The 22,369-nt window shown below is 56.3% G+C and carries 18 protein-coding genes; 14 read left to right on the forward strand and 4 right to left on the reverse strand.

The window, feature by feature from the left end:
• Nucleotides 1-141: 141 nt before the first annotated feature.
• The 5 genes from CRP02_RS13045 to CRP02_RS13065 all read left to right on the forward strand — a co-directional run bounded on the left by CRP02_RS13045 (nt 142) and on the right by CRP02_RS13065 (nt 6,774).
• Nucleotides 142-1,158 (forward strand): Fe(3+) ABC transporter substrate-binding protein, encoded by a 1,017-nt coding sequence (locus CRP02_RS13045; RefSeq protein ID WP_097171422.1) that lies wholly within the window; start codon nt 142-144, stop codon nt 1,156-1,158.
• A gap of 73 nt (nt 1,159-1,231) precedes the next feature.
• Entirely contained in the window at nt 1,232-2,908 is a 1,677-nt protein-coding gene (locus tag CRP02_RS13050) for an ABC transporter permease (RefSeq protein ID WP_097171423.1), read from the forward strand.
• A gap of 172 nt (nt 2,909-3,080) precedes the next feature.
• The gene (locus tag CRP02_RS13055; protein WP_097171424.1) at nt 3,081-5,270 is read left to right on the forward strand and encodes a TonB-dependent siderophore receptor; all 2,190 of its coding nucleotides are present in this window, start codon (nt 3,081-3,083) and stop codon (nt 5,268-5,270) included.
• 102 nt (nt 5,271-5,372) lie between these two features.
• Nucleotides 5,373-6,254 carry a helix-turn-helix transcriptional regulator gene (locus CRP02_RS13060; RefSeq protein WP_179784009.1) on the forward strand — a complete coding sequence of 294 codons (882 nt, stop codon included), beginning with the start codon at nt 5,373-5,375 and terminating at the stop codon, nt 6,252-6,254.
• A 127-nt stretch (nt 6,255-6,381) separates the two neighbouring features.
• On the forward strand, nt 6,382-6,774 hold the full coding sequence (locus CRP02_RS13065) for a PRC-barrel domain-containing protein (protein WP_003514894.1): 393 nt from the start codon (nt 6,382-6,384) through the stop codon (nt 6,772-6,774).
• Between the two features lie 66 nt (nt 6,775-6,840).
• Here the strand turns inward: CRP02_RS13065 and CRP02_RS13070 are convergent, their stop codons facing one another.
• Nucleotides 6,841-7,083, reverse strand: a complete 243-nt coding sequence (locus CRP02_RS13070; protein ID WP_003514896.1) for a DUF982 domain-containing protein — start codon at nt 7,081-7,083, stop codon at nt 6,841-6,843.
• 341 nt (nt 7,084-7,424) lie between these two features.
• Complete coding sequence (locus tag CRP02_RS13075) at nt 7,425-7,583, reverse strand: YqaE/Pmp3 family membrane protein (RefSeq protein ID WP_003514897.1); 159 nt, start codon at nt 7,581-7,583, stop codon at nt 7,425-7,427.
• Nucleotides 7,584-8,001: 418 nt separating this feature from the next.
• Here CRP02_RS13075 and CRP02_RS13080 point away from each other — a divergent pair, with 418 nt between their 5' ends.
• The 4 genes from CRP02_RS13080 (at nt 8,002) to CRP02_RS13095 (ending at nt 13,174) form a co-directional block, all read left to right on the forward strand.
• Nucleotides 8,002-9,324 (forward strand): tyrosine-type recombinase/integrase, encoded by a 1,323-nt coding sequence (locus CRP02_RS13080; protein ID WP_097171425.1) that lies wholly within the window; start codon nt 8,002-8,004, stop codon nt 9,322-9,324.
• Between the two features lie 89 nt (nt 9,325-9,413).
• Nucleotides 9,414-9,641 carry a helix-turn-helix transcriptional regulator gene (locus tag CRP02_RS13085; protein WP_097171426.1) on the forward strand — a complete coding sequence of 76 codons (228 nt, stop codon included), beginning with the start codon at nt 9,414-9,416 and terminating at the stop codon, nt 9,639-9,641.
• Nucleotides 9,641-10,378 (forward strand): hypothetical protein, encoded by a 738-nt coding sequence (locus CRP02_RS13090; RefSeq protein WP_097171427.1) that lies wholly within the window; start codon nt 9,641-9,643, stop codon nt 10,376-10,378. The genes CRP02_RS13085 and CRP02_RS13090 overlap by 1 nt, the downstream gene beginning before the upstream one ends.
• A gap of 99 nt (nt 10,379-10,477) precedes the next feature.
• On the forward strand, nt 10,478-13,174 hold the full coding sequence (locus tag CRP02_RS13095; RefSeq protein WP_179784010.1) for a CHC2 zinc finger domain-containing protein: 2,697 nt from the start codon (nt 10,478-10,480) through the stop codon (nt 13,172-13,174).
• Here CRP02_RS13095 and CRP02_RS13100 read toward each other — a convergent pair.
• The gene (locus CRP02_RS13100; RefSeq protein WP_097171429.1) at nt 13,168-13,899 is read right to left on the reverse strand and encodes a DUF3800 domain-containing protein; all 732 of its coding nucleotides are present in this window, start codon (nt 13,897-13,899) and stop codon (nt 13,168-13,170) included. The genes CRP02_RS13095 and CRP02_RS13100 overlap by 7 nt on opposite strands.
• A 257-nt stretch (nt 13,900-14,156) precedes the next feature.
• Between CRP02_RS13100 and CRP02_RS13105 the strand changes: the two genes are divergently transcribed.
• The 5 genes from CRP02_RS13105 to CRP02_RS13125 are packed head-to-tail and all read left to right on the forward strand — an operon-like array spanning nt 14,157 to nt 21,910.
• Nucleotides 14,157-14,948 (forward strand): terminase small subunit, encoded by a 792-nt coding sequence (locus tag CRP02_RS13105; RefSeq protein WP_097171430.1) that lies wholly within the window; start codon nt 14,157-14,159, stop codon nt 14,946-14,948.
• A complete protein-coding gene (locus CRP02_RS13110) occupies nt 14,948-15,247 on the forward strand; it encodes a hypothetical protein (protein ID WP_097171431.1) in 300 nt (99 codons plus the stop codon). The genes CRP02_RS13105 and CRP02_RS13110 overlap by 1 nt, the downstream gene beginning before the upstream one ends.
• 5 nt (nt 15,248-15,252) lie before the next feature.
• The gene (locus CRP02_RS13115) at nt 15,253-15,840 is read left to right on the forward strand and encodes a hypothetical protein (protein WP_143539319.1); all 588 of its coding nucleotides are present in this window, start codon (nt 15,253-15,255) and stop codon (nt 15,838-15,840) included.
• A 2-nt stretch (nt 15,841-15,842) separates the two neighbouring features.
• Complete coding sequence (locus CRP02_RS13120) at nt 15,843-18,578, forward strand: hypothetical protein (protein WP_097171433.1); 2,736 nt, start codon at nt 15,843-15,845, stop codon at nt 18,576-18,578.
• An 11-nt stretch (nt 18,579-18,589) separates the two neighbouring features.
• A complete protein-coding gene (locus CRP02_RS13125) occupies nt 18,590-21,910 on the forward strand; it encodes a hypothetical protein (RefSeq protein ID WP_097171434.1) in 3,321 nt (1,106 codons plus the stop codon).
• 150 nt (nt 21,911-22,060) lie between these two features.
• Here the strand turns inward: CRP02_RS13125 and CRP02_RS27520 are convergent, their stop codons facing one another.
• Nucleotides 22,061-22,237, reverse strand: a complete 177-nt coding sequence (locus CRP02_RS27520; RefSeq protein WP_179784011.1) for a hypothetical protein — start codon at nt 22,235-22,237, stop codon at nt 22,061-22,063.
• Nucleotides 22,238-22,369: the final 132 nt, after the last annotated feature.

Consider the following 22,369-nt stretch of genomic DNA (forward strand, 5'->3'; position numbering starts at 1 on the left):
GATTTGCATGTTTATTTTCGCTCTATTTTCAACTGTTGGTGATCGAAACCTGTCTGAAAACGGCCAAATAAAACTTGATTTGATACATCATGTATGATGTTTGCTCCCCCTATATTGCGCCATCGAAGAGGGAGACACACCATGACGAAATTTGCCAAACTTGCCCTGCTTGCCAGCACGGTCGCTGTTGCAGCGGGATCAGTCAGCGCTGCTGAACTGAACATCTACACCACGAGAGAGCCGGCCCTGATCCAGCCCCTGCTGGAATCCTTCACGGCCTCCAGCGGTGTCAAGGTCAACACCGTATTCCTCAAGGATGGCCTTGCAGAGCGCGTTCTGAGCGAGGGCGCAAGCTCACCTGCCGACGTGCTGATGACGGTGGATGCCGGCAATCTCGTCGATCTCGCGGAAAAGGGTGTTACCCAGCCGGTTGAATCCGAAACCCTGAACAAGGCCATTCCGGCGGAACTTCGCGACGCCAAGGGCCACTGGTTCGCACTTTCCATGCGTGCCCGCGTTCTCTATGCGGCAAAGGATCTCGACCTTGCCTCCTTCAACTATGAAGACCTGGCAGATGCGAAGTGGAAGGGCAAGATCTGCATTCGCGCCGGCCAGCATCCCTATAATACGGCTCTCTTTGCCGACTACATCGCTCACTATGGCGCAGCGGACACCGAAAAGTGGCTTGCCGGCGTCAAGGAAAACCTGGCCCGCAAGGCAGGCGGCGGCGACCGTGACGTTGCCAAGGATATCCTCGGCGGAATTTGCGATATCGGCATCGCCAACTCCTATTATGTCGGCCTGATGCGCTCGGGCAAGGGCGGCGAGGAGCAGGTGAAGTGGGGCGACGCGATCAAGGTCGTTCTGCCGACGTTCAAGAATGGTGGCACGCAGGTCAACATCAGCGGCGCGGCTGTTGCCAAGAACGCTCCGAACAAGGCCGAAGCCGTCAAGCTTCTGGAATACCTCGTTTCGGACGAAGCCCAGAAGATCTATGCCGAAGCCAACTTCGAATATCCGGTCAGGCAGGGCGCAGCACTCAACGACATCGTTGCCTCCTTCGGCACCCTGAAGGTTGACAATAAGTCGCTGACGGAGATCGTCTCTCATCGCAAACAGGCGAGCGAGCTGGTCGACAAGGTCGGTTTCGACCAGTAAAGGCCAATTGGCGACAACAAGTTGAAAGGCGTTCGCATCCGCGAGCGCCTTTCCCTGTATTTTCAAGAAGCTCATGAATCCAGACGCCGTTCAGCCATCGATGCCCCGCGCAAGACCAAGGTTTTCATCCTCCTTCTGGTGGCTGAGCCTGTCTCTGGCAGCGGTCTGTGGCGCCATGCTGCCGGTTCTGGCACTCGTCTCACAGGCGGTGCAGGGGTCTGATGGCCTGTGGTCCCATCTCGGTTCCAGCGTGATTTTGACGGCTTTGCCGGATACCGCCGTTCTGATGCTCGGCGTCGGGTTGCTGGCCGGTGTTATCGGCACATTTGCCGCCTGGCTGGTTACGGCCTATGCTTTTCCCGGCCGCAAAATACTGGAATGGGCGCTGCTGCTGCCACTGGCCATGCCCACCTATATCGTCGCTTACGCCTATCTCGATATCCTGCATCCGATCGGGCCGGTGCAGGGGGCGATCCGCTGGCTGCTCGGCTATTCCAGCCCGCGTGAATTCCGCCTGCCGGACATAAGGTCCATGACGGGCTGCATCATCCTGCTCGGTTTCGTGCTGTTTCCCTATGTCTATATTCCCGTGCGCGCCATGTTCCTCACGCAGGCGGGCAACCTGCTTGAAGCGGCACGCACGCTTGGCGTTTCCAGACGCGCGGCTTTCTTCAAGGTTGCGGTGCCCTTGGCACGCCCGGCCGTCGCGGTCGGCATCAGCCTTGCCCTGATGGAAGCGCTGAACGATATCGGCGCATCGGAATTTCTTGGTGTCCGCACACTCACCGTTTCGGTCTATACCACATGGGTCACGAAATCCGACCTGCCCGGTGCGGCGCAGATCGCGCTTTCCATGTTATTCATCGTGGTTGCCCTCGTGGCATTTGAACGATGGGCGCGGCGCAAGCAGCGTTATACCGTGTCGGCGCAGAAAAGCAGGGAACTGGAGCCTGTGCGTCTCACCGGTCTTAAAGCTTTCTGTGCCTTTGCGCTCGGCAGCCTGCCGGTTCTGATCGGCTTCGTGGCGCCGGCAAGCTATCTCGTCACCGAGGCATGGAAGCGTTTCCGGTTCAGCGGCCTGTCGTCCCGTTTTGCCGATGAGGCTCTGAATACCATCCTCTTTGCCGGACTGGCGACGGCGATCACCCTCGTCCTCGGCCTTGCGGTCGCTTACGCGATGCGCCTTGCTCCGGGACGCCTCTCGCTCTGGTCCTACCGGCTTTCCACGGTAGGTTACGCGGCCCCAGGCACGGTCATCGCCATAGGTGTGCTGATTGCGCTTGGCGGCTTCGACCGGTTTGTAGATCAGACCATGCGCGACTGGTTCGGCATATCCACCGGCCTCATTTTCATCGGCAGCGGTGCCGCCCTGATTTACGCCTATTCGGCGCGGTTCCTCACCATTGCGGCTGGCGGCGTTGATGCCGGCCTGAGCCGTATCCCGCAATCCTTCGATCACGCCTCGCGAACGCTGGGACGATCCGCAACACAGACATTCCGACAGATCCATCTGCCGCTTTCAAAGGCATCGCTGGCCGCCGCCGCCTTGCTGATCTTCGTCGATTGCGTCAAGGAACTTCCCGCCACCCTCCTGTTGCGGCCGCTGAATTTTGAGACTTTCGCAACCCATCTTTACGGTGAGGCAGCGCGTGGCACCTACGAGGAAGCGTCGATTGCGGCACTGGCGATCGTCGTCATCGGCATCCTGCCAGTCATGCAGCTTGCAAGGATAGGGCGGCGCAAGACCTGACGCTTGCACCATAAATGACGGGCGCAAAACTGTGCGAGAAGCCAATAAGCTTCAAATCTCCCCAGAAAACGACAAGCATCCGGCCTTAATCCTGATGTAAATACTCAGCTTAATTGAGGTGCTGCGGCCTGCCGTATATAAACGTCGGCCGTGATCTGTTTCGGGGCATATCTTGAAAAATTTGCATGAGATGTTTTTGGGCCGCCTGGCTTTGGGAACGGCTGCCATTGTTTTGATGGCGCCATTGGTAGGTCACGCACAGCAGACGACCGTTCTGCGTGAGATCACCGTCGAGGGGCAGGGCGCGGAAAACGCCACGGGTCCGGTCCGCGGCTATGTCGCGAAGAAAAGCGCGACGGGTTCGAAAACTGAGACGGAAGCGAAGGACATTCCGCAGTCCGTATCGGTCGTCGGCCGCAGGGAAATGGATGACCGCGGCGTCGTGACCAAAATTGACGAGGTTTTGCGCTACACGCCCGGCGTGACGGCGGAGCCTTTCGGCACCGATCCGGATACGGACTGGTTTTACATTCGCGGTTTCCAGGCAACCCAGACCGGCGTGTTTCTGGATGGGCTGAACCTGTTCAGCTACGGTTTCGGCGGTTTCCAGATGGATGCCTATGGTTTGGAGCGGGTGGAGGTGCTGAAGGGACCGGCTTCGGTGCTCTACGGCGGCGCCAATCCCGGCGGCATCGTGCAGATGGTTCGCAAGCGCCCGCAGGATGAGCCGGTTCGCGAAACGGAAATCGGCATCAACAATTTCGGCAACGCCTTCTTCGGTTTCGATCTCGGCGACAAGGTCGACGGTGAGGGCGTATGGAAATACCGCGTCACCGGCAAGGTCTCGGGCGGCGACAATTACACCGACTACTCCGAGGATCTGCGCGGTTTCATCATGCCGCAGATCACCTTCGAGCCGGATGCTCAGACCAGTGCCACGCTCTACGGCTATTTCTCGGCGCTGGATCAGGTCCATGTCGGCAATGGCTTCCTGCCCTATGTAGGCACTGTGGTTGACGCACCCTTCGGCAAGCTCGACCGGAAGGCCTTTTATGGCGAACCGGATATCGACAATGGTCGCGTCTACCAGTCCATGGTGGGTTACGAAGTCAGCCACGAATTCGACAATGGCTGGAAGATCAGCCAGAACGCCCGCTACGGCCACCTTTACAAGCACGAAACCGGGCCCTATGCGGGCGGCTGGGCCAATACCGACGCCAATGGCCAGCCAATCCTCGATGCCACCACCAATGACTATATGCTGACCCGCTTTGGTTATGACGGCCTGTCGAAGGTCGACAGTTTCGGCGTCGACAACCGCGTCGAAGGCCAGTTCGATACCGGCGCGGTCAGCCATTCGCTGCTCTTCGGTCTCGACTATAAATACTACAAGCTGGATCAGGTGCAGGCGTGCTGCGGATCGAATGCGATCGGTGCGCTCAACCCGGTCTATGGCTCGACGCAGGGAACGAATTTCGTCTACGCCAATAACGTCGTGACGCAGCAGCAGATCGGCATCTATGCGCAGGACCAGCTACGTTTCGGCGATGGCTGGCTGGTCACGCTGAACGGGCGTTACGATTACGTCGATACCGAACTGAACAACAGGCTGCCAGCGGGTGTGTCTCGCCGCTCCAATGACGATGCGCTGAGCGGTCGCGCCGGTCTTGCCTATGAATTCGACAACGGCCTGACGCCCTATGTCTCGGCGGCCACCTTCTTCAATCCGCTCATCGATACACTTGCGGATGGCAGCTCCGCCGTACCGGAGGAAGGACATCAGTTCGAGGCCGGTATCAAATACGAGCCCACCTTCTTCGATGGCAGCATCACCGCCTCGGTCTTCAAGCTGGTCAAGGACAACGCCATCGTTTCCTATACCGCCGGCGGCGTAACCACGAGCGGCCAGTTCGGACAGGTGGAATCCACCGGCTTCGAGCTGGAGGCGAAGGCCAATCTCACCGAAAACTGGAAAACCATCGCCTCCTATTCCTATACCGATCTCGATATCACCAAGGACGCCAATCCCAACCTGATCGGCAAATCGCCGTGGATCGTGCCCGCTCACACCGCGTCACTTTGGGTAGATTACGCCTTCACCGATGATACGTTTGAAGGCCTCAGCATTGGCGGCGGCGTGCGTTATCAGGGCAAGTCCTGGGCAGATGCGGCAAACACGCTGCGTGTTCCGGATGCTGCGGTCTTCGATGCCGCGATCCGCTACGAGAAGAACGACTGGACGGCATCCGTCAACGTCGCAAATGTCTTCGACAAGGAATATGTCAAGAGTTGCGCCGGTGTCTCCGTTTGCGGCTGGGGTGACAGCCGCACCATCACCTTCAAGCTTTCCAAGAAGTGGTAACGGGTGGCTGGCAGTTGCGGGAAAAATAGTTTGCCCCTATAAACATGAATAATCTTATCATGTTTATAGGGGCGCCTTTGCGCCTTGCGGGATCGAGAGGCCATGGCTTTCCGCGTTCGGATGGAAAATGAGATCGAGGGCTTTGCCGTCATCGGCGGCCCACGCTCGCGGGTGTGGAACGGCATCGTCGCCGATCTCTGGGACGTGCGTTGCGCACCGAAGGCGGGTGGCCGCTATGTCGGCAAGGACCCGCGTTTCGTTTTCCTGCTCGATATGGATGGGACGGATGATGGCCGGTTCATGATGAACCGTAGCCGCCGCGACAATTACGCGTCATCCGAAGCGAACCGGATTTCCTTCGTACCGGCCGACCTGGATGTACATGCGGAACTCAGCAATGTTTCCTTCGTGCGCCATCTCGATCTGCATTTCGATGCGGGATTACTGGGGGCGCGGCTGGTGCAGGGGTTCGATCCGCATGGGTTGCTCGATCCGCACCTGATGTTCGAGGATGAGCGCCTGCTAGTGCTTGCGCGGCTGATCGCCGCCGAATGTGATAATCCAGACCCTTTGCACGATCTATACGGCGAAAGCCTGGTGCTGGCGCTGTTGACGGATTTCCTCAAGGTGAAGCGGGAGCCAGTCAAAAAACGCAGCAAGTTGGCCTCCTGGCAATTGAGGGCGGCGACCGATTACATTCGCGAACATTGCCTGCGGTCGATAAGGCTGGAGGAACTGGCAGAACTCACCAACCTGTCTCAATCCCATTTCAGCCACGCCTTCAAGGCGTCGACAGGCGTGCCGCCGCATCAATGGCAGATGCAGGCGCGTATCGATCGCGTCAAGGACCTGATGATGCGAACCGACATGGCCCTGACCGACATCGCCATCGCAGCCGGGTTTTCGGATCAGGCGCATTTTTCCCGCGTCTTCCGCAAAATGGTCGGCGTTTCTCCTTCTGTCTGGCAAAAAATCCGCCAATAGGGCTTTTTCCGCGCCTCCTGATCCGCGTCTTCAGTCCGCAGCGCGCGAAAAGCTTCGGAACGAATTTCCGGTGGAGAGGTTTACCAAGCGTAATACTCACGAGGAAAAACCAAGGAGGAAAGACGTTATGTTGCATCAAGAACCCCGTGCCGGGCAGGACCCTTACGTCAAGGATACACCGAGCCTGATCGCCAGCGACAAGGTTGAAGGCACGCGCGTCTATGGCGCCGATGGCAAGCATATCGGCTCGATCCAGCGGATCATTCTGGAAAAACGCGGCGGCCGTGTCGCCTATGCGGTTTTGAGCTTCGGTGGCTTTTTCGGAATCGGCGACGACTATTATCCGCTGCCGTGGGAAAAGCTCCATTATGACGAAGAGCTTGATGGCTATCGCATCGATCTCACCAAAGAGCAGATCGAAAATGCGCCCCACTTCGCCAATCTGGACGACGATGACCTGCTGCATGCGCGAGACCGCAAGGTTTATGACTACTACGGCGTCGCACCCTACTGGATGTAGATCGAACGAAATATGGCAAACATGAAAATGGCCCCTTTCGAGGGGCCATTTGTCGTCTGAATATGGTCAGTGCGGATTTTTCTGCATCTCGGACACCGCATCGGTGAAGCACTTGCGCGCTTCCTCCGGCGATTTGCGTCCATCAAGCGCAGCGCGGCACGCGCTTCTGGCTCTCACGAAACTCAATCCGCGAATTTTGGGCCAGCCTTCCGTCAATAACATCAGTGCCTCGAACGGGCCGGCGATAACGCTTTTGCCCTTCGCCTCGAGATTGACCTCGACAGGCTCTGTCCATCTCTCGTTCTTCATCGTGCACCTCCCAGAGCAACGCGATCCCGAAATACACCCGACAGCAAAGCAACCCATGAACGCAGCCGTGTGTCACCGCTGATTAGAATAAGCGCAAGCGATCGAATTGACAACGGTGATCAACGAAAGCCGAAAAACGACAGAATCGCCAGAACGATGACGACGAGGCCCACGATGTAGATGATCTGGTTCATGATTTTCTCCTTAGCTGGTGTCATCACCATAACGTGAGGGAGAAGATGAGGTTCCAGTCGGCATTGAGAATTTAATCACGTACTAAAATATTGTGGGCATCCGTTTGTGCGCATCTGATGGTTGTCCCCTCATATGCCGCGCAAATCTCATTTGCGCAGGATCACCCAGATCGCATGAATGATGCCGGGAATGTAACCGCAAAGCGTGAGCAGGATATTCAACCAGAAATGCAGGCCAAGTCCGACCTGGAGAAACACGCCAACCGGCGGAAGAATGATGGCGATGAGAATACGAAGGACATCCACGATGGCAGGCTTTCCATTTGATTACGACTTGCTGCTCAACGTGCGGAGGCCTGTTTGGTTTCAAAGGTTTTGTGATTGCAGGCAGCAACGCCAAATGACGATTTCCGCCAGTGGACAACGCCGCGCCAAAGGCAACTAAGTGTCGGAAATGAATTTTTTTGGGAAGAAATGGTGCCGCTTACGTGACTCGAACACGTGACCCCGTCATTACGAAGTATGGGAGCACTTCTAACGAGACATATCAGCGCTTAACACAGAAATCAAATAACACATTGAAAATGCTAAATTTCTGAATTTCTGAAATTCAGGAATTCTGCCTCCATAACTTGACATAACATTCCAAAACAGTGCTTAACATACGGAAGTGTTACCCCGCTCGTTACCCTTGTCGCGGAGTGAGCGGAATAAAGGCTTCCTCATGTCAAAGACCTTAACCGTTAAATTCATCGCCAACGCCAAGCCAGCCGTATTAAGACGGGAAATCCCCGACGCGGCTTGCCCAGGCTTATATTTGATCTTGAACCCGACTGGCGCGAAGTCATGGGCTGTACGCTATCGCTTCGCCGGAAAACCCAAAAAACTCACCCTAGGACCGGTAATTACGGAGCGAGCGGTACCATTACCGGTCGGTACAGCGCCGCAGATTGGCGAAGCGCACACGCTTTCGGAGGCCAGGGTTCGGGCAAACTCCACTATCGCGCTGCTGCGGGAGGGTGAAGACCCGGCACAGGCTGTAAGGACTTCACCTAGGCAGGACGCGGAGTCGCGCGATGACACGGCGAACGGCGCGTTGAATGATTTCATCTTGCGGCACGTCGAAAAGAAAAACCGGCCATCCACACAGAAGGCAACCAAGCGCTTTATCGATATGTACGTGCGCCCGGAGATCGGTGGCAAGAAGGTGCGGCGTGTGAGCAAAGCCGATTTCGTAGGGATCATAGACAAAGCTCATAGGGAAGGCGGCCCGGCCTCAGCAAACCGCGTTCTAGCAATCCTGAAGAAGTTCGGAGCGTGGTGTGTCGCGGAAGATATTTTACTCTCCTCTCCGGCCGAAACGATCCGAGCGCCGGCACCGAACGTATCGCGCGATCGCGTGCTTACAGACGATGAAATCCGGTGGCTCTGGAGCGCTTCAGGGGAATTCGGTTATCCTTTCGGGTTTCTTTGGCGGGTTCTCCTGCTCACAGCGCAACGGCGCGAAGAAGTGGCGGCTGCGCCGACAGATGAATTTTATTTCAAGGATGAAAAGCCCCTCTGGATCATACCACGCGAGCGCACAAAAAACGGGAAGGAAAACGCAATTCCTCTCGTACCGGCCGTCGTTGAAATCCTCTCAGGCATGCCGGTCATTGCCGAGTGCAAGTTCATATTCTCCACTACGGGGGAAACCAGCATATCGGGCTATTCCAGAGCAAAGGGGAGGCTTGATGCACGGATGTTAGAGATTGCACGAGAAGATATTGTTGCGCGGGGCGGCGATCCAGAGAGCGCTAGCATCCCGCCTTGGGTTCTCCACGATCTGCGGCGTACAGCCGCTTCAGGAATGGCGAAGCTCGGCGCGCCGATCCACGTAGTCGAGGCTATCCTAAACCATAAGAGCGGAACAATCTCGGGCGTGGCCGCGATCTATAATCGTCATGATTACGCCGATGAGAAGCGGAAATGGCTTCTATCTTGGACTGAAAAGGTTCTCCTGCTTGGTTCGAATCAAGCAACTTTAACGTTGGATAACAAGTCGTAACGACCGACAACATAATGATATTATTTGATATTTTAGACGACAACCATTCGCGACTTATTTTTGCGACATCAACATCGTGAGGAAAGAATATGCCCAATACAACGACGCCCTGCACTCTGCTTGACAGTGCCGCTATAAAAAAGGTCGCTCCGGTTTCAAACATGACTTTATGGCGATGGATGCGGGAAGGGAAATTCCCGTCACCTTTGAAAGTTGCGGGCCGCAACTTTTGGAAATCCGACGAAATCGAAGCTTGGATAAATGACCTTTCGGCAAAGCGTCATGTCCACATAGCGACATCAGCGAAGGTGGCGTGATGAGGGGCGAAGTCAACACTCTGTGGCCTAGCACCATTGCCGGCCGTGATCAGCGGCGAAAACTCGATCATCCCGACTGCGAGTTGGTCGCGGAGCGAATGGACCGCCTGTACAACGACGCGCCTCTCGAAGCGCATGAACGTGCGGCACTCATTTTTCTCTATTCAGCGAAACTTGTAATCGAAGATTTGAAGCTTCGGACGCATCGAGTCAAAAAAGTTGATCTTATGAGCGGGGCAGCCGTTAGCAATCCTTGGAACGATGTCCTGCTTGATCCCGATCAGTCCCCCGTTACGCTGGCGGTCACTCGGGCGCGAAAGATTGCAGGTTATGTACGGTATCTCGAACTGCGATATTTCGAGAACAGCCCACTTTCTGCCCAACCGGCCGCCATCGCGCCTGCTGACTCATCTCAATACAACGATATCGTTTTCTGTGCCAAAACTGGTTGTGAAATTATGCCCGGCCATCTTCAAAACCGGATGCCATGCGAAGGCGATATTGAACCTGTTACGAGCCAAGGCCCTATACTGGATAATTCGTATCCTTTTGAGATCGGTTTCACGATTGCTGAATACGACGCATCAATGGAACGATACATTCATGCACGTCGCACTCATTTTGAAAGCGGCGGAACTCTTGACGAATGGAACGATCTGGAAAACCGAGCCGTACTCGCGCGCATTGAAAGCGAACGCGCACTTTCGATTAAGAGTCATGAGCCGGAGCCCCTCTGACACCAGAATGCAAAAGGCTTCCTGATCGCCAAATCGGGAAGCCTATTATTGCCAAAAAGCTGACTGCAAACAGCTTCTATGTCTCATGCGGAAAATTTCATGAATAAGATAGCGGAAGACGCGCGTACGTCAAGACCCGGAGCCACGCACGACATAGACCGCTTGCGCCGTGACGTGTCCCTGTCATCGACGGTAGAACACTACGGTTACAAGCTGGAGCGCAACGGCCACGAGTTTGAAACGTGCTGCCCGTTCCATGCCGAAGACACAGCATCGTTCACGATATTCGTTGGGCAAGATGGAGTTGAGCGTTTTCAGTGTTTCGGCTGCGGAGAAAAAGGCGACGTTCTTGACTTTGTTCAAAAGGTGAAAGGCGTCAATCTGCCTGAGGCTATCCGCATATTGGATGGCCGCGACAATACCCGCCCGAACGTCCAGCCGCGCAAAATTCAAGCGCGCAATGCGTATGATGGCATCACGGCAATAACGCCTCCCGCCGACATATTGCAACCTGGTTCACGGGTGCGCCTGTACAATCCAAAACGCAAAGGCGAACGCTCTGAATGGGGCTCTTTTGCGCCTTCAATGGTGTTCCCTTATCGTCATATTGACGGCTCCCTGTTCGGCTATGTGCTGCGCCATGATCTACCTGACGGCGGAAAAGAGACGCCTATGGTCATGTTTACGTGCCTGCCAGACGGAACGGAAACATGGTGCCGCTTCCCCTTCCCAAAACCCCGGCCGCTCTACGGCTTGCATGAGCTTGGTGACCGGCAAGTGCTGATAGTCGAGGGCGAGAAATGCCGCGACAAACTGCGCCGGGCAACTGGCCGCGCTGTCGTCTCGTGGGCAGGAGGAACGCAAGGCGTCAAGCATACTGACTGGTCGCCGCTTGCTGGCCGCGATGTAATCATTTGGCCGGACTTTGATGCGCCGGGGATGGCTACCGCGCTTGAAATTGCCGTGAAACTGACGGAACTCGGCGCGCACGTTCGTTTTGTCGGCCTTACGCAACTCGGCGCGGCTTCGGGTATTGAGCAGTACACGTTCGATGACTGGAAGGTAGGCGACCTTCCCCTTCGCGGTTGGGACAGCGCCGATGCGGCAGACGCCGGTTGGACGAAAGCCCAGCTTGACGAATTCATGCGCCTCACAATGCGGCCGTTCTTGCCCGTCGAGCCTGCCGCCGAGAAATCCCCAGGGCTTGGACAGGAGGAGCGGAAGAGGCCGTCCGCGAATTCGGATACACCTGTGCTTGTTCACGACGATCCGACCAATGTAGTCGATCATACGCGTACGCCAGACGACGACAGGCCGATGATTGCTTTCTACGAGTCTGATATCTCGGAAGTGGTTAGCCGCGCGTGCCAGATGGCATGTGAAAGAGAAGCCCCGCTGTATGCTCGCGGAACGTCGTTGTTTCGGCTTGTGCGGATCGAAGGGGCCGACGCCCCTATTCTCGTACCGGCCGACAGAGTTTCGATGATTGAAATATTCAGTAAAATCATCCGTTGGATGAAGCCGGACGCTCGCGTTTCCCAAGGCTGGAAACCTGTTTCCTGCCCATCTCTGGTGGCGGAAGCCGCTCTTGCTCGGCAAGGTGAATGGCCTTTTCCTCAGATCAAAGCGATTGTATCGACGCCGACCATGCGCCGCGATGGCAGTATTTTGTGCAAGCAAGGCTTTGATCGCCAGAGCGGTATACTTTTCGAATCTGATGAGCGTTGGCCGGCGATGCCTGAGCATCCGACAAAGAAAGATGCGCACAATGCAGTTGCGAAGGTTCGGAAACTTCTTTCGACGTTTCCTTTCGTCAGCGACGTAGATTGCTCGGCGGCAATCGCCTTGATGCTGACGGCGATTATTCGACCATCAATGAAAACGGCTCCACTTTTTGGAATCAATGCCACAGCGCCAGGAACGGGAAAGTCGAAGCTGGTCGATGTTGCTGCGGTTTTGGCGACGGGCCGCGTTGCAGCAGTCGATTCCTATCCGACAGAAGAGGAAGAGCTTAGGAAAACGATTTCAGCGCGATTGATGCAGGGCGGTTGCTTTATCACCCTCGATAATGCGTCTGCTGCGTTGCGCTCAGATTTTTTGTGTCAGGTTCTCAGCCAGGAAGAAGTTAGCTCTCGTGTGCTGGGCGCAAGCCGAACAGTCACCTTGCCCACTGCCGTCACATTCTGTGCGACTGGGAACGGTTTGCGCTTTGCTGGCGATTTGACGCGCCGCGTGGTGCTTGTCAATCTGGATGCTGGCGTTGAGCGGCCGGAAGAGAGGGTATTTGAACAGGACGTTGTTGAAGTTGCGCAGCTACAGCGTGTCGAGATCGTAACTGCATGCCTGACCATCCTGCGAGCGTTTATGGTCAACAAGGGCGAAAAAGTCGTGCCGGCCTTGGGTTCGTTTGAACAATGGTCGAATATGGTTCGCTCCGCTCTTGTGTGGTTGGGAATGCCTGACCCGCTCGGAAACTCCATCAAGGTGCGGGACAACGATCCAGAGAAGGAAAGAACATCAGCCATTCTTTCGGCTCTGCCGACTGATAAGCCTTGGACGGCTTCCGATATCGCCAAGATGGTTGATGAGGGAATTCATGATCCGATCGGCAACCGTAGACATGAAGCCCTTATCGATGCCCTATCCGAATTTATCGAACGCGGGCGGCTCAAAACGACCGGGTTCAGCGGGTTTCTTCGCAAAAATCAGGGGCGGATTGTGAATGGACAGATGATTGTGTCTCCCGGTAAAAATAGACTGAACGCCGTGTTGTGGAACGTTGAAACTGGTCAGTGAATACACCCGACCCATGCCGTGCCAAAGCGATGTTGGACAGCGCGAGCCACGCCATCATCGCAGCCGTCTGAAATCAAAAGCCCGTACGGCTTCATCGCTGGTTCATAATATCCATCTTCCTCCACTACTCCTTGCGGCTCATTGCTGGCCAGAGCGAAGCGGATTGATGCCCACAACGTCCATGCTAGTTCCAGATCGAAGTCGTAGCCGGTATTCGCAGGGTCCGCTGGGAGCATTTTAGTTACGAGTCCCAATTCGCCCAACAGAATCGTCCCAACAACGTGCGCGCAACAGTCGGCAAGCTGAATGCCAACAACCGTTCTCGAATCACAGTCGATTTTCATGTCATAGTCTGGAGGTAGTGCAATGGGCTGGCGTCTCATGCCCTGATCAAGGTAAAGCACTCGCTGGCCTTCGCCTTCGCCAACTAGCGATTGGCCCAGTTGCCCAGCAAGAGACATGAGTTGATCTCGCTCGTGAATCGCGCAGACCCCTATCGCCAACTTACAACCGCCTATGATTTCCTGAAATCGCTCCCTGATGGCTTGGGCCTGCGGATTTCCATTCATCGTCATACTACTCTTGAATTCATCTCTTCCCGGCTCGAAGCCGCATTCGCGTAATGCATTCGTTGCCGCCAATATTTCCTCAGTCGATGCCACGACAGCAGCCAAGACTATAAATTTACCTCGATCATGAATGCTCTCATCAAAATAGATATCCATCGTCCATCCCGTAAATTCATCTCTTGATCTGCATAGGATGCATAGGATGCATAGGATTGTCTCTACTTAAGCTGGGAAATGTCAGCCGTTTATATAAGACGGTATAAATCTGACAGTTTCGAGAAGGGGGCAGAAGGTAACCGTCGACCCTATGCATCCTATGCGCTTTCCAGAAACCCCGGTTAAAAAATGCTGCACTCAGCAAAACTCAGCTTTCCACTTTAGACGACAACCATTCGTGACGAATAGTCGCCTTCATGAGCGACTTGACCAAAAAGCAACGACGTTTTGTCGATGAATACCTGATTGACCTGAACGGATCCCAGGCGGCAATTCGCGCTGGCTACTCGCGCCGGAATGCAAACGACCAGGCCGCCCAGCTTCTCGCAAAGCCTGCGATACGGGATGCCATCGCTTCGGCCATGCAATCCCGCTCTGAGCGCACACAGGTTGATGCTGATTGGGTTTTGCAGCGTCTCGCGAGAGAAGCCGACGCCGATCTTGCTGACCTCTATGATGATGACAATAACCTATTGTCGGTCGAAGAATGGCCGCTGATCTGGCGTCAGGGCCTTGTGACTGGCGTTGATATCGAAGTCTTGTTCGAAGGGCAGGGCGAGGACCGGAAAGAGGTTGGCCGCGTCAAGAAAATCCGCATGTCGGACAGAATTCGCCGCCTTGAACTGATTGGCAAGCATGTTCGCGTGAACGCTTTTCAGGAAACTATCAACGTCAAGGTGTTTGATGGCCTTGCTGACCGCCTGGAGCGCGCCAGAAAGCGCCTCGACCGCATAGAAGACGCAACCTTCGTCGCCCTAGACGCCACGCCAGCGCCGGAGCCTCTGCCGTCGCGGAATAGCACGGCTTCCCTTCTGCCGGGCAATCTGGATGTTGACGGGCCTCCGGCACCCAAACCCAAACCACAGAAGCCCCCGCCGCCTGTCTATCGCCCCATTCTGCCACGCCCGGCTGAGAAACCCGTTTCCGCTGGTGCGGACTATCAATCACCTGATCGCACATTTTTCAAAATCGAAAGGAAGACAGAGTAATGGCTTCTCTTGTTTCAACCCATGCGGCTAACATCGTAGCTTTGGCCGTCCAAGCCGACGCGCTTGTGACCCAATTCCGCGCGTTGCTGCAAAGCCTGGAAGATGAAGAGCGGGCTATCTATCTCGCCACGCAACAGCCGGGCGAGCCGCATGTAACAGATGTGCTCGCCGGCCGCCGCCGTCTTGGCCATTACGTGATTTTGCGGGCGCAGATACCTGCAAACGCGCCCATTCCTTCCGAACACAGCAAAACCGTCACCCAACTCGCGGCCTACGCTTGGTCGCCTTTCCTCGGATGATCGCCATGACAGAACAGAAACACACTCCCGTAAGCTCCGATCATATTGCCGAGCAAATCGACGCAATCGCTGTCACGCTTTCCAGGCTGGAGCGTGAAGCAACGAAGCTTTCGCTCGCGGCAGTCAGCGGTGATGAGAAAGCCGCCCAGCGGCTCGCGGAGATCAATGCGGATATCGAGCGCGCGCAGTCTGACCGCGTAATTTTGCAGCGGGCGGAAAAAGCAGCGCTGCAAATCGAATTGGCCGCCGACAACCGCGCCGAAGAAGCGAAACGGCAACACCACTACATGAACGCGGTCAATGCGGCCGTCGAATTGGTGGGCCGTGCTGAACGGCTTCAAGCGGTTATCGAGGAATTTGGGCAGATGGTCTTGGCTATAGAAGCGGATGAACGGCTTATTTCGTCCGAAATGAGGCTTGCAAAAAAAGAGATTTCTCCGCGTGCCGGCCAATTCAGGACGTATCGGATGGCATCCGTCGCCGTGGAAAACGTGTTCGGCAAGGGGGATTTCGCGAATGAATCGATTGCGAAAATTATCCGGGATGCTTGGGCTCCACTCTTGGAAGATGCTCAGCCCAAGGGGGATGAATAACCATGGCAAGGGTTCCCCTTTACCAAGACACACAGCAGCGGGTAGCGCTCCGGCCCGAATATACAGAAAAGATGACGGTCCTAGCCGACCCGGATGCTTTCGGAGCGGGCATCGGGCGCGGCATGCGGTCTGTCGCGAACGGTCTAGAGGTTGCCGCCGAGGGTGTGAATTCGGTGCGTCAGCTTGAAGATCGAGCAGTTGTCACCGGTGCCAAGACAGACTGGCTGATGCAAAAAGACAGCCTGCTGTATGACCCTGAGAGCGGCTATGCGAACGCACAGGGTAAGCAGGCGGTCGATCAGTACGACACGTACAAGCGTCGGGTGGGTGAGCTTAAAAACGATATCACATCGAAGCTGACACCCTCACAATCGAAAATCTTCGGTCAAGAGATCGATGCATTCGAAGCCGACGCAATACGCAGCGGCTTGGAGAAGCGGTCGAAAGAGTTCAAGTCGTTCGTTCTCCAAGAACACAGTTCGGCGGCGGAAACCCTTATACAGCAGGCCATTCAAGAGCCTTTGAATGAGGGTCGTTGGGAGGGTTTGATTGGTAACGGGCTGCATGAACTCGAACAGAGCGGCCAAAAACAGGGTTGGGGAGAGCAGCGCGCGTCCCAAGAGCGCAGGAGCTATATTAGCACCGCCCGCACTCAGTCCGCATTGCAAATTGCCTTGTCGGACCCGATTAAGGCAGTGGAATATGCCACGACGCACGCCGCCGAGATCGGCCCGCAAAATAATCTTGTCCTTTTGGAAAAACTGAAACCGGACTTGGCTAAGGCTGTTTCCGCCGACGCAATTCATTTCAACGCGTCTAACCCGGCTTCGGGCCAGTTCGCCGCACAGGGGATGAGCCGCGACACTTACGCGCTTCTTTCTGTCATCGCCGGAACCGAAAGCCCCGGATATGACGTGATGAACGGTGGCCAGCGCATCAAAGATTTTGCTGCGCATCCGGGATTTATCGGTGCGGGTGGGACAACGACGGCGAGCGGGCGATATCAGTTTGTCAAGGGAACTTGGAAGATGGCCGCCGAAGCTCTCGGCCTGACCGATTTCAGCCCGGCCAACCAGGATCGCGCCGCCGCTTGGCTGGCTGCAAAGGACTATAGAAGCCGAACAGGCCGTGATATTAACGCCGATATAGCAGCAGGCAATTACGCTGCCGTAAATGCCGGTCTAGGTTCGACGTGGGAGGGGCTTGCAAAGCTCTCCGACGCTGATTTCGCAAAACGGATGGCATCGGCCCGGTCTGCGCCTCTCAAGGTTTCGGCCGGCGCTCCAGCCTCGACGGCTGTCCCTAAACAATCCTCGCAGCCTGCCGGGCTTCAATTCTCGCCCGCGACGACGAAGATACTGGCAGGGCTTCCGCAAGCATATGCCGACGAAATCCGTGCTAGCGCTGTTGATAGCGCACGAGTTTATGCCGCGCACGATGCAGCAAGACAGAAGGCTACCCAAACCGCGCTGACCGATTCTTACAAGTTGAGAATTGCTAACAGCGACCCGACGCTTTCAGTTGCGGATATCAACGACAATACCGTGATCGATGACGGCGACAAGGCCGTTTTGATCAACGCTTTCAACGAGAAGAACAAGAGCGCGATGGAGACGCGCGCGAATGTCGCGGCTTTCCGCGCTGGCAAGTTGATTGTCGATCCATATAGCGAGCAGGGCCGCAAAGCCAACGATGCAGTTTGGAGCGAGATTTCTTCCGTCGCCACGCCCCAGCAGGTTGAGCCGCTGCTTTTAGAGCAGGTGCGCCAGACAGGTGCCGTGCCGACGTCGATATCCAACGCCATGCGCAGCGACCTCGCCGGCCGGAGCCTTGATAGCACGCTTAGTGTCTTGCAGCTTGGCAGCCGGATTGCGCAGGTTGACATTGGAGCACTTACGCGATCCCCGAACGGAACCGGCTTGGCCGATGATGTCGCTCTTTACCGTCACTATACCAACGATCTCGGCCTGCCTCCCGCTGTGGCGGCAAAGCGCGTTCTCGATAAATCCGACCCTGAGAAGGCTCGCCAGCGTTCTGCGCTGATGGAAACCAAGGAAACCAAGAGCGCAATCGAAAAGCAGGCGACGGAAGCTAACGTAAAATCGCTCTACAGCGCCGGGATGTTTTCCAAAAATCCGGCGCTTGGCACGAGCAAATTGCAGTCCGCTGCGATCGTCAGCGACTATAAGGAAACGCTCGCGGAAAGCATGTTCGACGCGGGCGGCGATATCGAGGCGGGTAAGAAACTTGCCGAAGATCGCTTCAAACGCCGATATGGTACGTCTGATTTCGCGATGGGCGGCCCGAACGTCGTAACGCGACTTCCCCCCGAAAAAACCTATCCTGCCGACGCCAATGGCTCGTACGCCTATATCCGTGAGCAGCTTTCTGCCGATCTGAAAGCGGACGGCGTGACGCATGCTGAGGCGTTCCTTGTTGCCGACAGTGCAACGGAAACTGACGTTTCAGCGGGAAATCCCCCGAGATACCAGGTCTTTTTCCGGGATGCGAACGGCGTTCTTCAGCATCATCGTGCGCCCTTCTATGCCAAAGCGCCGACGCCGAAACAGGTCGAGGCCTCGAAGAAGGCAGCAAGAGATAAGGTGCTTGCCGATCTGGAAGCCCGCCGACAGGAGGCACAGCAGGAACTTGAAGCCGGCCGGGATCGCGAAGGCAACCTTGATCGCTTCCTTGCTGGCCCGCCGTCAATTTTCAGCAACCCGCCCGCCGCCAACTGAAAGAGAACACCATGCCTTTTGACGAAACAAGAGCCGCTGACCTCGCTCCATACGACGCCGATTACTCCATGCAGCAGCAGGTTGGTGCGCCGGCTGATGCTGCCGGCGCAGGTATCCTGTCAACGGCTGGGGCGGCGTTCCGCCAGAGCAATCTTATCGGCTCCATCCTGTCATCTGATTCCCTCTACCAAAAAGCGACAGGAAAATTTTACGAAATAGACCCGTCGTTTCAGCCCTTCGCCGCCGACAACATCGCCGGTTATGAGGATCACGCGGACAGGTTCACCAACGTCTTCAACAAACAGGCGATGAGCGCCGTCAAAGCTGACATTGATCAGGAAACGGCGGATCGCAAGACCCTTGCGCAATCCGGCTGGAAGGGGCTTGGTTTGAGTGTCGTCGCCGGCGTGACTGACCCCACAATTCTGCTTCCAGGTGGCGCGCTCGTGCGCTCGGGCAAGGCCGGCTATTCTGCCGGTCGATCTGCCTTGAACACGGCCCTCGCGGCTGGTGGCGCGGCGGTGGCGCAGGAAATCGGGCTCCAATCGAGCCAGCAGCTTCGAACCGAAACGGAGACGTTCGCGAACATCGGCGGCTCCGTGATCCTGGGTGGGGCGCTAGGCGGATCGGTGGCCGCGCTCATGTCAAAGCTGGAACATTCCGTTGCATCACGGGCGTTGGACGCCGCAAAAGCGCCTGACTTCGATCAGGCCACCAACGCACTGCATGCGGAGTTGATACGGCAGGCTTCCCCGCAGTCGGCCGGCGCGGCAGGCGTGGTGCCTGAAACGCTCGATGATTTGTCCATCGCCGGCCGTGCCGCCTCTAAGGCTGCCAAGGCGACGGCGCAATTGAACCCGCTGCTGCGCACCCTGCACAGCCCATCTGTCGCCGTCCGTCAGATTGGATCGCAGATGATGGAGAACCCGATATACCTCCGCAAGAATATGGCGGGTGAGGGAGATATTGCGGCGGAAACGTCCATGCACGAATTCACGCGCGGCGGTGTTGCCCAAGCGGTTGAGGCGCAACGGGCGGCATATGCCAGCGCCCGGAAAGACGGCCTTGCGCTGACAGAAAGCGATTTCCACAAGGCTGTCGGCCGGGCGATGCGGCGCGGCGACAAAAGCGACATTCCCGGCGTCTCGGAAGCTGCCACAGCATGGCGAAACAGTGTCGTGGAACCCCTTAAGAAACGCGCCATTGAAACGGGCCTGCTGCCTGCCGATGTGGAAGTTGCCACAGCAGAATCATACTTCACGAGAATGTGGAACCGGCCGGTCATCGAAGCCAATGAGCGTGAATTCAAAGACATTCTGCGCAATTATTTCGACGGGCAAGTGTCGGCCGCCATGCAACGCGAAGCCGCCAACTCCGAGAAGGCAATCTCCAGCCTCGAAAGCGTTCGGGCTGATCTGAACACAGGCATCGCAAACCGGCAGGCCGGTATAGCAAAGCTGGCGCAGGGTGTTGCACAATATATTCCTGACGAAATGCTCCAGTCTGTTGAGGCCGGATTTCAGCGGATCGCGGGCGGTATCGCGCGCGACATGGATGCGGTGGACTTGGGCAAGGTCGCGAAAGTCGAGCGGCAAATTTCGGATTATAATTCGCGCGGGCAGTTCGAATTTCTCGATGATGCGGACAGGGCGGATTACGTTAGCGGCATCGTGGATGACTTGTACGACATGCTGACTGGCCGCGCGCAAGATGGCTTCCTGCCGCCGAATTTCACCGTCGCGGCGCGCGGACCTCTGAAAGAACGGACTTTTAATATTCCCGATGCCCTGGTTGAAAAATTCCTTGAGGATAATGTTGATCTGGTAGGACGGCGATATGCACGGGTCATGGCGGCCGACACTGAGCTTGCCGAACGGTTCGGCTCGCCTGACATGAAAGAAGCCTTTGAGCGCGTCCGGATCGAATATGCCGAACTGCGCGCCCAGGCGGGCAACGATCCGAAGGCGGTCAAGCGGCTCAACCAGCGCGAACGGGCCGATATCCGCGATCTACAGGCGGTGCGCGACATGCTCCGTGGAAACTACCGCGCCGATATTCAGCACACTGGATGGGCTAGAATCCTCGCTGGAGCGGGTGCGTTCAATTATATGCGAAGCATGGGCGGCGTCCTAATAGGCTCACTGACGGACGCCGTGCGCCCGGCTATGGTGCATGGCCTGACCTCCTACCTCAAGGATGGCATCGGCCCGATGGTGCGCGGGGTGAAGGCGGCGGGCTTGAGCAAGAAGGAAGCCCAGCTTGCCGGTGCGATTAGTGAAAAAATTCTGGCGTCACGTATGGCGTCCATGGCCGAACTCACTGACCCTTATGCTGCGAACTCGCCGTTCGAACGGTTCCTTGAGAACATGACGACGGGTTTCACCCGAATGACAGGCTTGTTGCATTGGGATGATTTTCAGAAAACCTTGTCATCCCGAATGGTGCAGAACCGCATTCTCGCGAATGCGGAGACGGCGGCGAGGAGCGGCTTTTCGTCTCTGCCGGCCAAAGAGCGGGCCTATATGGGTTATCTCGGCATTGGCGGCCAGAAAGCCGAAGATATCGGCCGTTTGTATGCATCGCATGGTGAGGCGAGCGAAGGCGTGAGGGTTGCCAACACTGAGGCTTGGGGCGATGAGCCGATTTCCGCCGCCGCCCGCCGTGCGTATCGTGCCGCTATCAACAAGGACGTGGACAGCATCATTGTGACCAAGGGCGTTGGCGATGTACCTTTGTTCGCTTCAACGCCTGTCGGGCGCGCGATCCTGCAATTCAAATCCTTTTCTATCGCCTCTAACCAGCGCGTTCTTATCCGTGGCCTCCAGGAAGACAAATCCCGTCTTGTGGGTGGCATCGTCGGTATGGCGACCATCGGCGCATTCGTCTACGCGCTGAAACAGATCGAGGCGGGGCGCGAGCTTTCAGACAATCCGGGGACGTGGGCTATGGAAGGTTTGGATCGTTCCGGCATATTCGCTATCGGGTTTGAGGCAAACAACGCCCTTGAAAAACTCGGCGTTCCCGGCCTGTACGTTGGCGCGTCGGCGCTTTTTCCGAATTCTAGCCAAAAGCAGCCGGCAAGCCGATATGCAACGCGTTCTGTCGTCGGCGGATTGCTAGGGCCGACTTATGAATTGTCGTCTGATGCCATCAGCCTTGCCGGGCTTGGCATCGCCAATGCGAAAGGCGCGGTCACGGGCGATGCGCCCGGCATGGCGGAAAGCGATGTTTCGACAATGCGCCGTCTCACGCCTTTTGCCAGCCTGCCATATTGGCGCTGGCTCATTGACGGCATGCTTGTGCCGGAAGTGAAAGAAGCAGTGCGGCACTAGATCGGGTGAGAACGCCGCGGCGGGCAGTGCAAAGGTACCCCGCCGCGAAAGATTTCAGTTCCATTACTGAAACTCTGCTCTCCAACGCCCAAAGCGACGGCGGGGATAGCGGTAACTAACGCCTGACCGAATTTGGACTCAAGGAATTTATCAGTCGGGAGTATCTGACGATTTGCCAGTTATGCTCTCGCGGCGCTCAATTTCCGCGTCAATGGCAAAGCGGATCAGGTCAAGACGGCTCTCGCCTTCTTCTTTGTTTAAGACAGCATCCATCCTTGCTTTAGCCCCTTCGGGCAAGCTCAGGTTGATACTTTCCGGCCACAACATTTTTCGTCCCATAAACCCCATAGATCATATGTACAGTTCTTTTGTCAATAATTTCGGGTACGCGATATTGACAATAATAACGGGTACCCGATATATGCTTAATCATTCGCAAACATGCTCACTGGAGGTTCG

Origin of the sequence: Rhizobium sp. AN5, from assembly GCF_900215255.1 — a bacterium.
Classification (GTDB): Bacteria; Pseudomonadota; Alphaproteobacteria; order Rhizobiales; family Rhizobiaceae; genus Agrobacterium; species Agrobacterium tumefaciens.

Coding starts and splice junctions, on each gene's coding strand:
- CRP02_RS13070 (WP_003514896.1), bottom strand. CDS start 7,083: ATGAAGAACGAGAGATGGACAGAGCCTGTCGAGGTCAATCTCGAGGCG.
- CRP02_RS13060 (WP_179784009.1), top strand. CDS start 5,373: ATGGCTTTCCGCGTTCGGATGGAAAATGAGATCGAGGGCTTTGCCGTC.
- CRP02_RS13095 (WP_179784010.1), top strand. CDS start 10,478: ATGAATAAGATAGCGGAAGACGCGCGTACGTCAAGACCCGGAGCCACG.
- CRP02_RS13120 (WP_097171433.1), top strand. CDS start 15,843: ATGGCAAGGGTTCCCCTTTACCAAGACACACAGCAGCGGGTAGCGCTC.
- CRP02_RS13110 (WP_097171431.1), top strand. CDS start 14,948: ATGGCTTCTCTTGTTTCAACCCATGCGGCTAACATCGTAGCTTTGGCC.
- CRP02_RS13045 (WP_097171422.1), top strand. CDS start 142: ATGACGAAATTTGCCAAACTTGCCCTGCTTGCCAGCACGGTCGCTGTT.
- CRP02_RS13105 (WP_097171430.1), top strand. CDS start 14,157: ATGAGCGACTTGACCAAAAAGCAACGACGTTTTGTCGATGAATACCTG.
- CRP02_RS13050 (WP_097171423.1), top strand. CDS start 1,232: ATGAATCCAGACGCCGTTCAGCCATCGATGCCCCGCGCAAGACCAAGG.
- CRP02_RS13080 (WP_097171425.1), top strand. CDS start 8,002: ATGTCAAAGACCTTAACCGTTAAATTCATCGCCAACGCCAAGCCAGCC.
- CRP02_RS13125 (WP_097171434.1), top strand. CDS start 18,590: ATGCCTTTTGACGAAACAAGAGCCGCTGACCTCGCTCCATACGACGCC.
- CRP02_RS13085 (WP_097171426.1), top strand. CDS start 9,414: ATGCCCAATACAACGACGCCCTGCACTCTGCTTGACAGTGCCGCTATA.
- CRP02_RS27520 (WP_179784011.1), bottom strand. CDS start 22,237: ATGTTGTGGCCGGAAAGTATCAACCTGAGCTTGCCCGAAGGGGCTAAA.
- CRP02_RS13090 (WP_097171427.1), top strand. CDS start 9,641: ATGAGGGGCGAAGTCAACACTCTGTGGCCTAGCACCATTGCCGGCCGT.
- CRP02_RS13100 (WP_097171429.1), bottom strand. CDS start 13,899: ATGGATATCTATTTTGATGAGAGCATTCATGATCGAGGTAAATTTATA.
- CRP02_RS13115 (WP_143539319.1), top strand. CDS start 15,253: ATGACAGAACAGAAACACACTCCCGTAAGCTCCGATCATATTGCCGAG.
- CRP02_RS13065 (WP_003514894.1), top strand. CDS start 6,382: ATGTTGCATCAAGAACCCCGTGCCGGGCAGGACCCTTACGTCAAGGAT.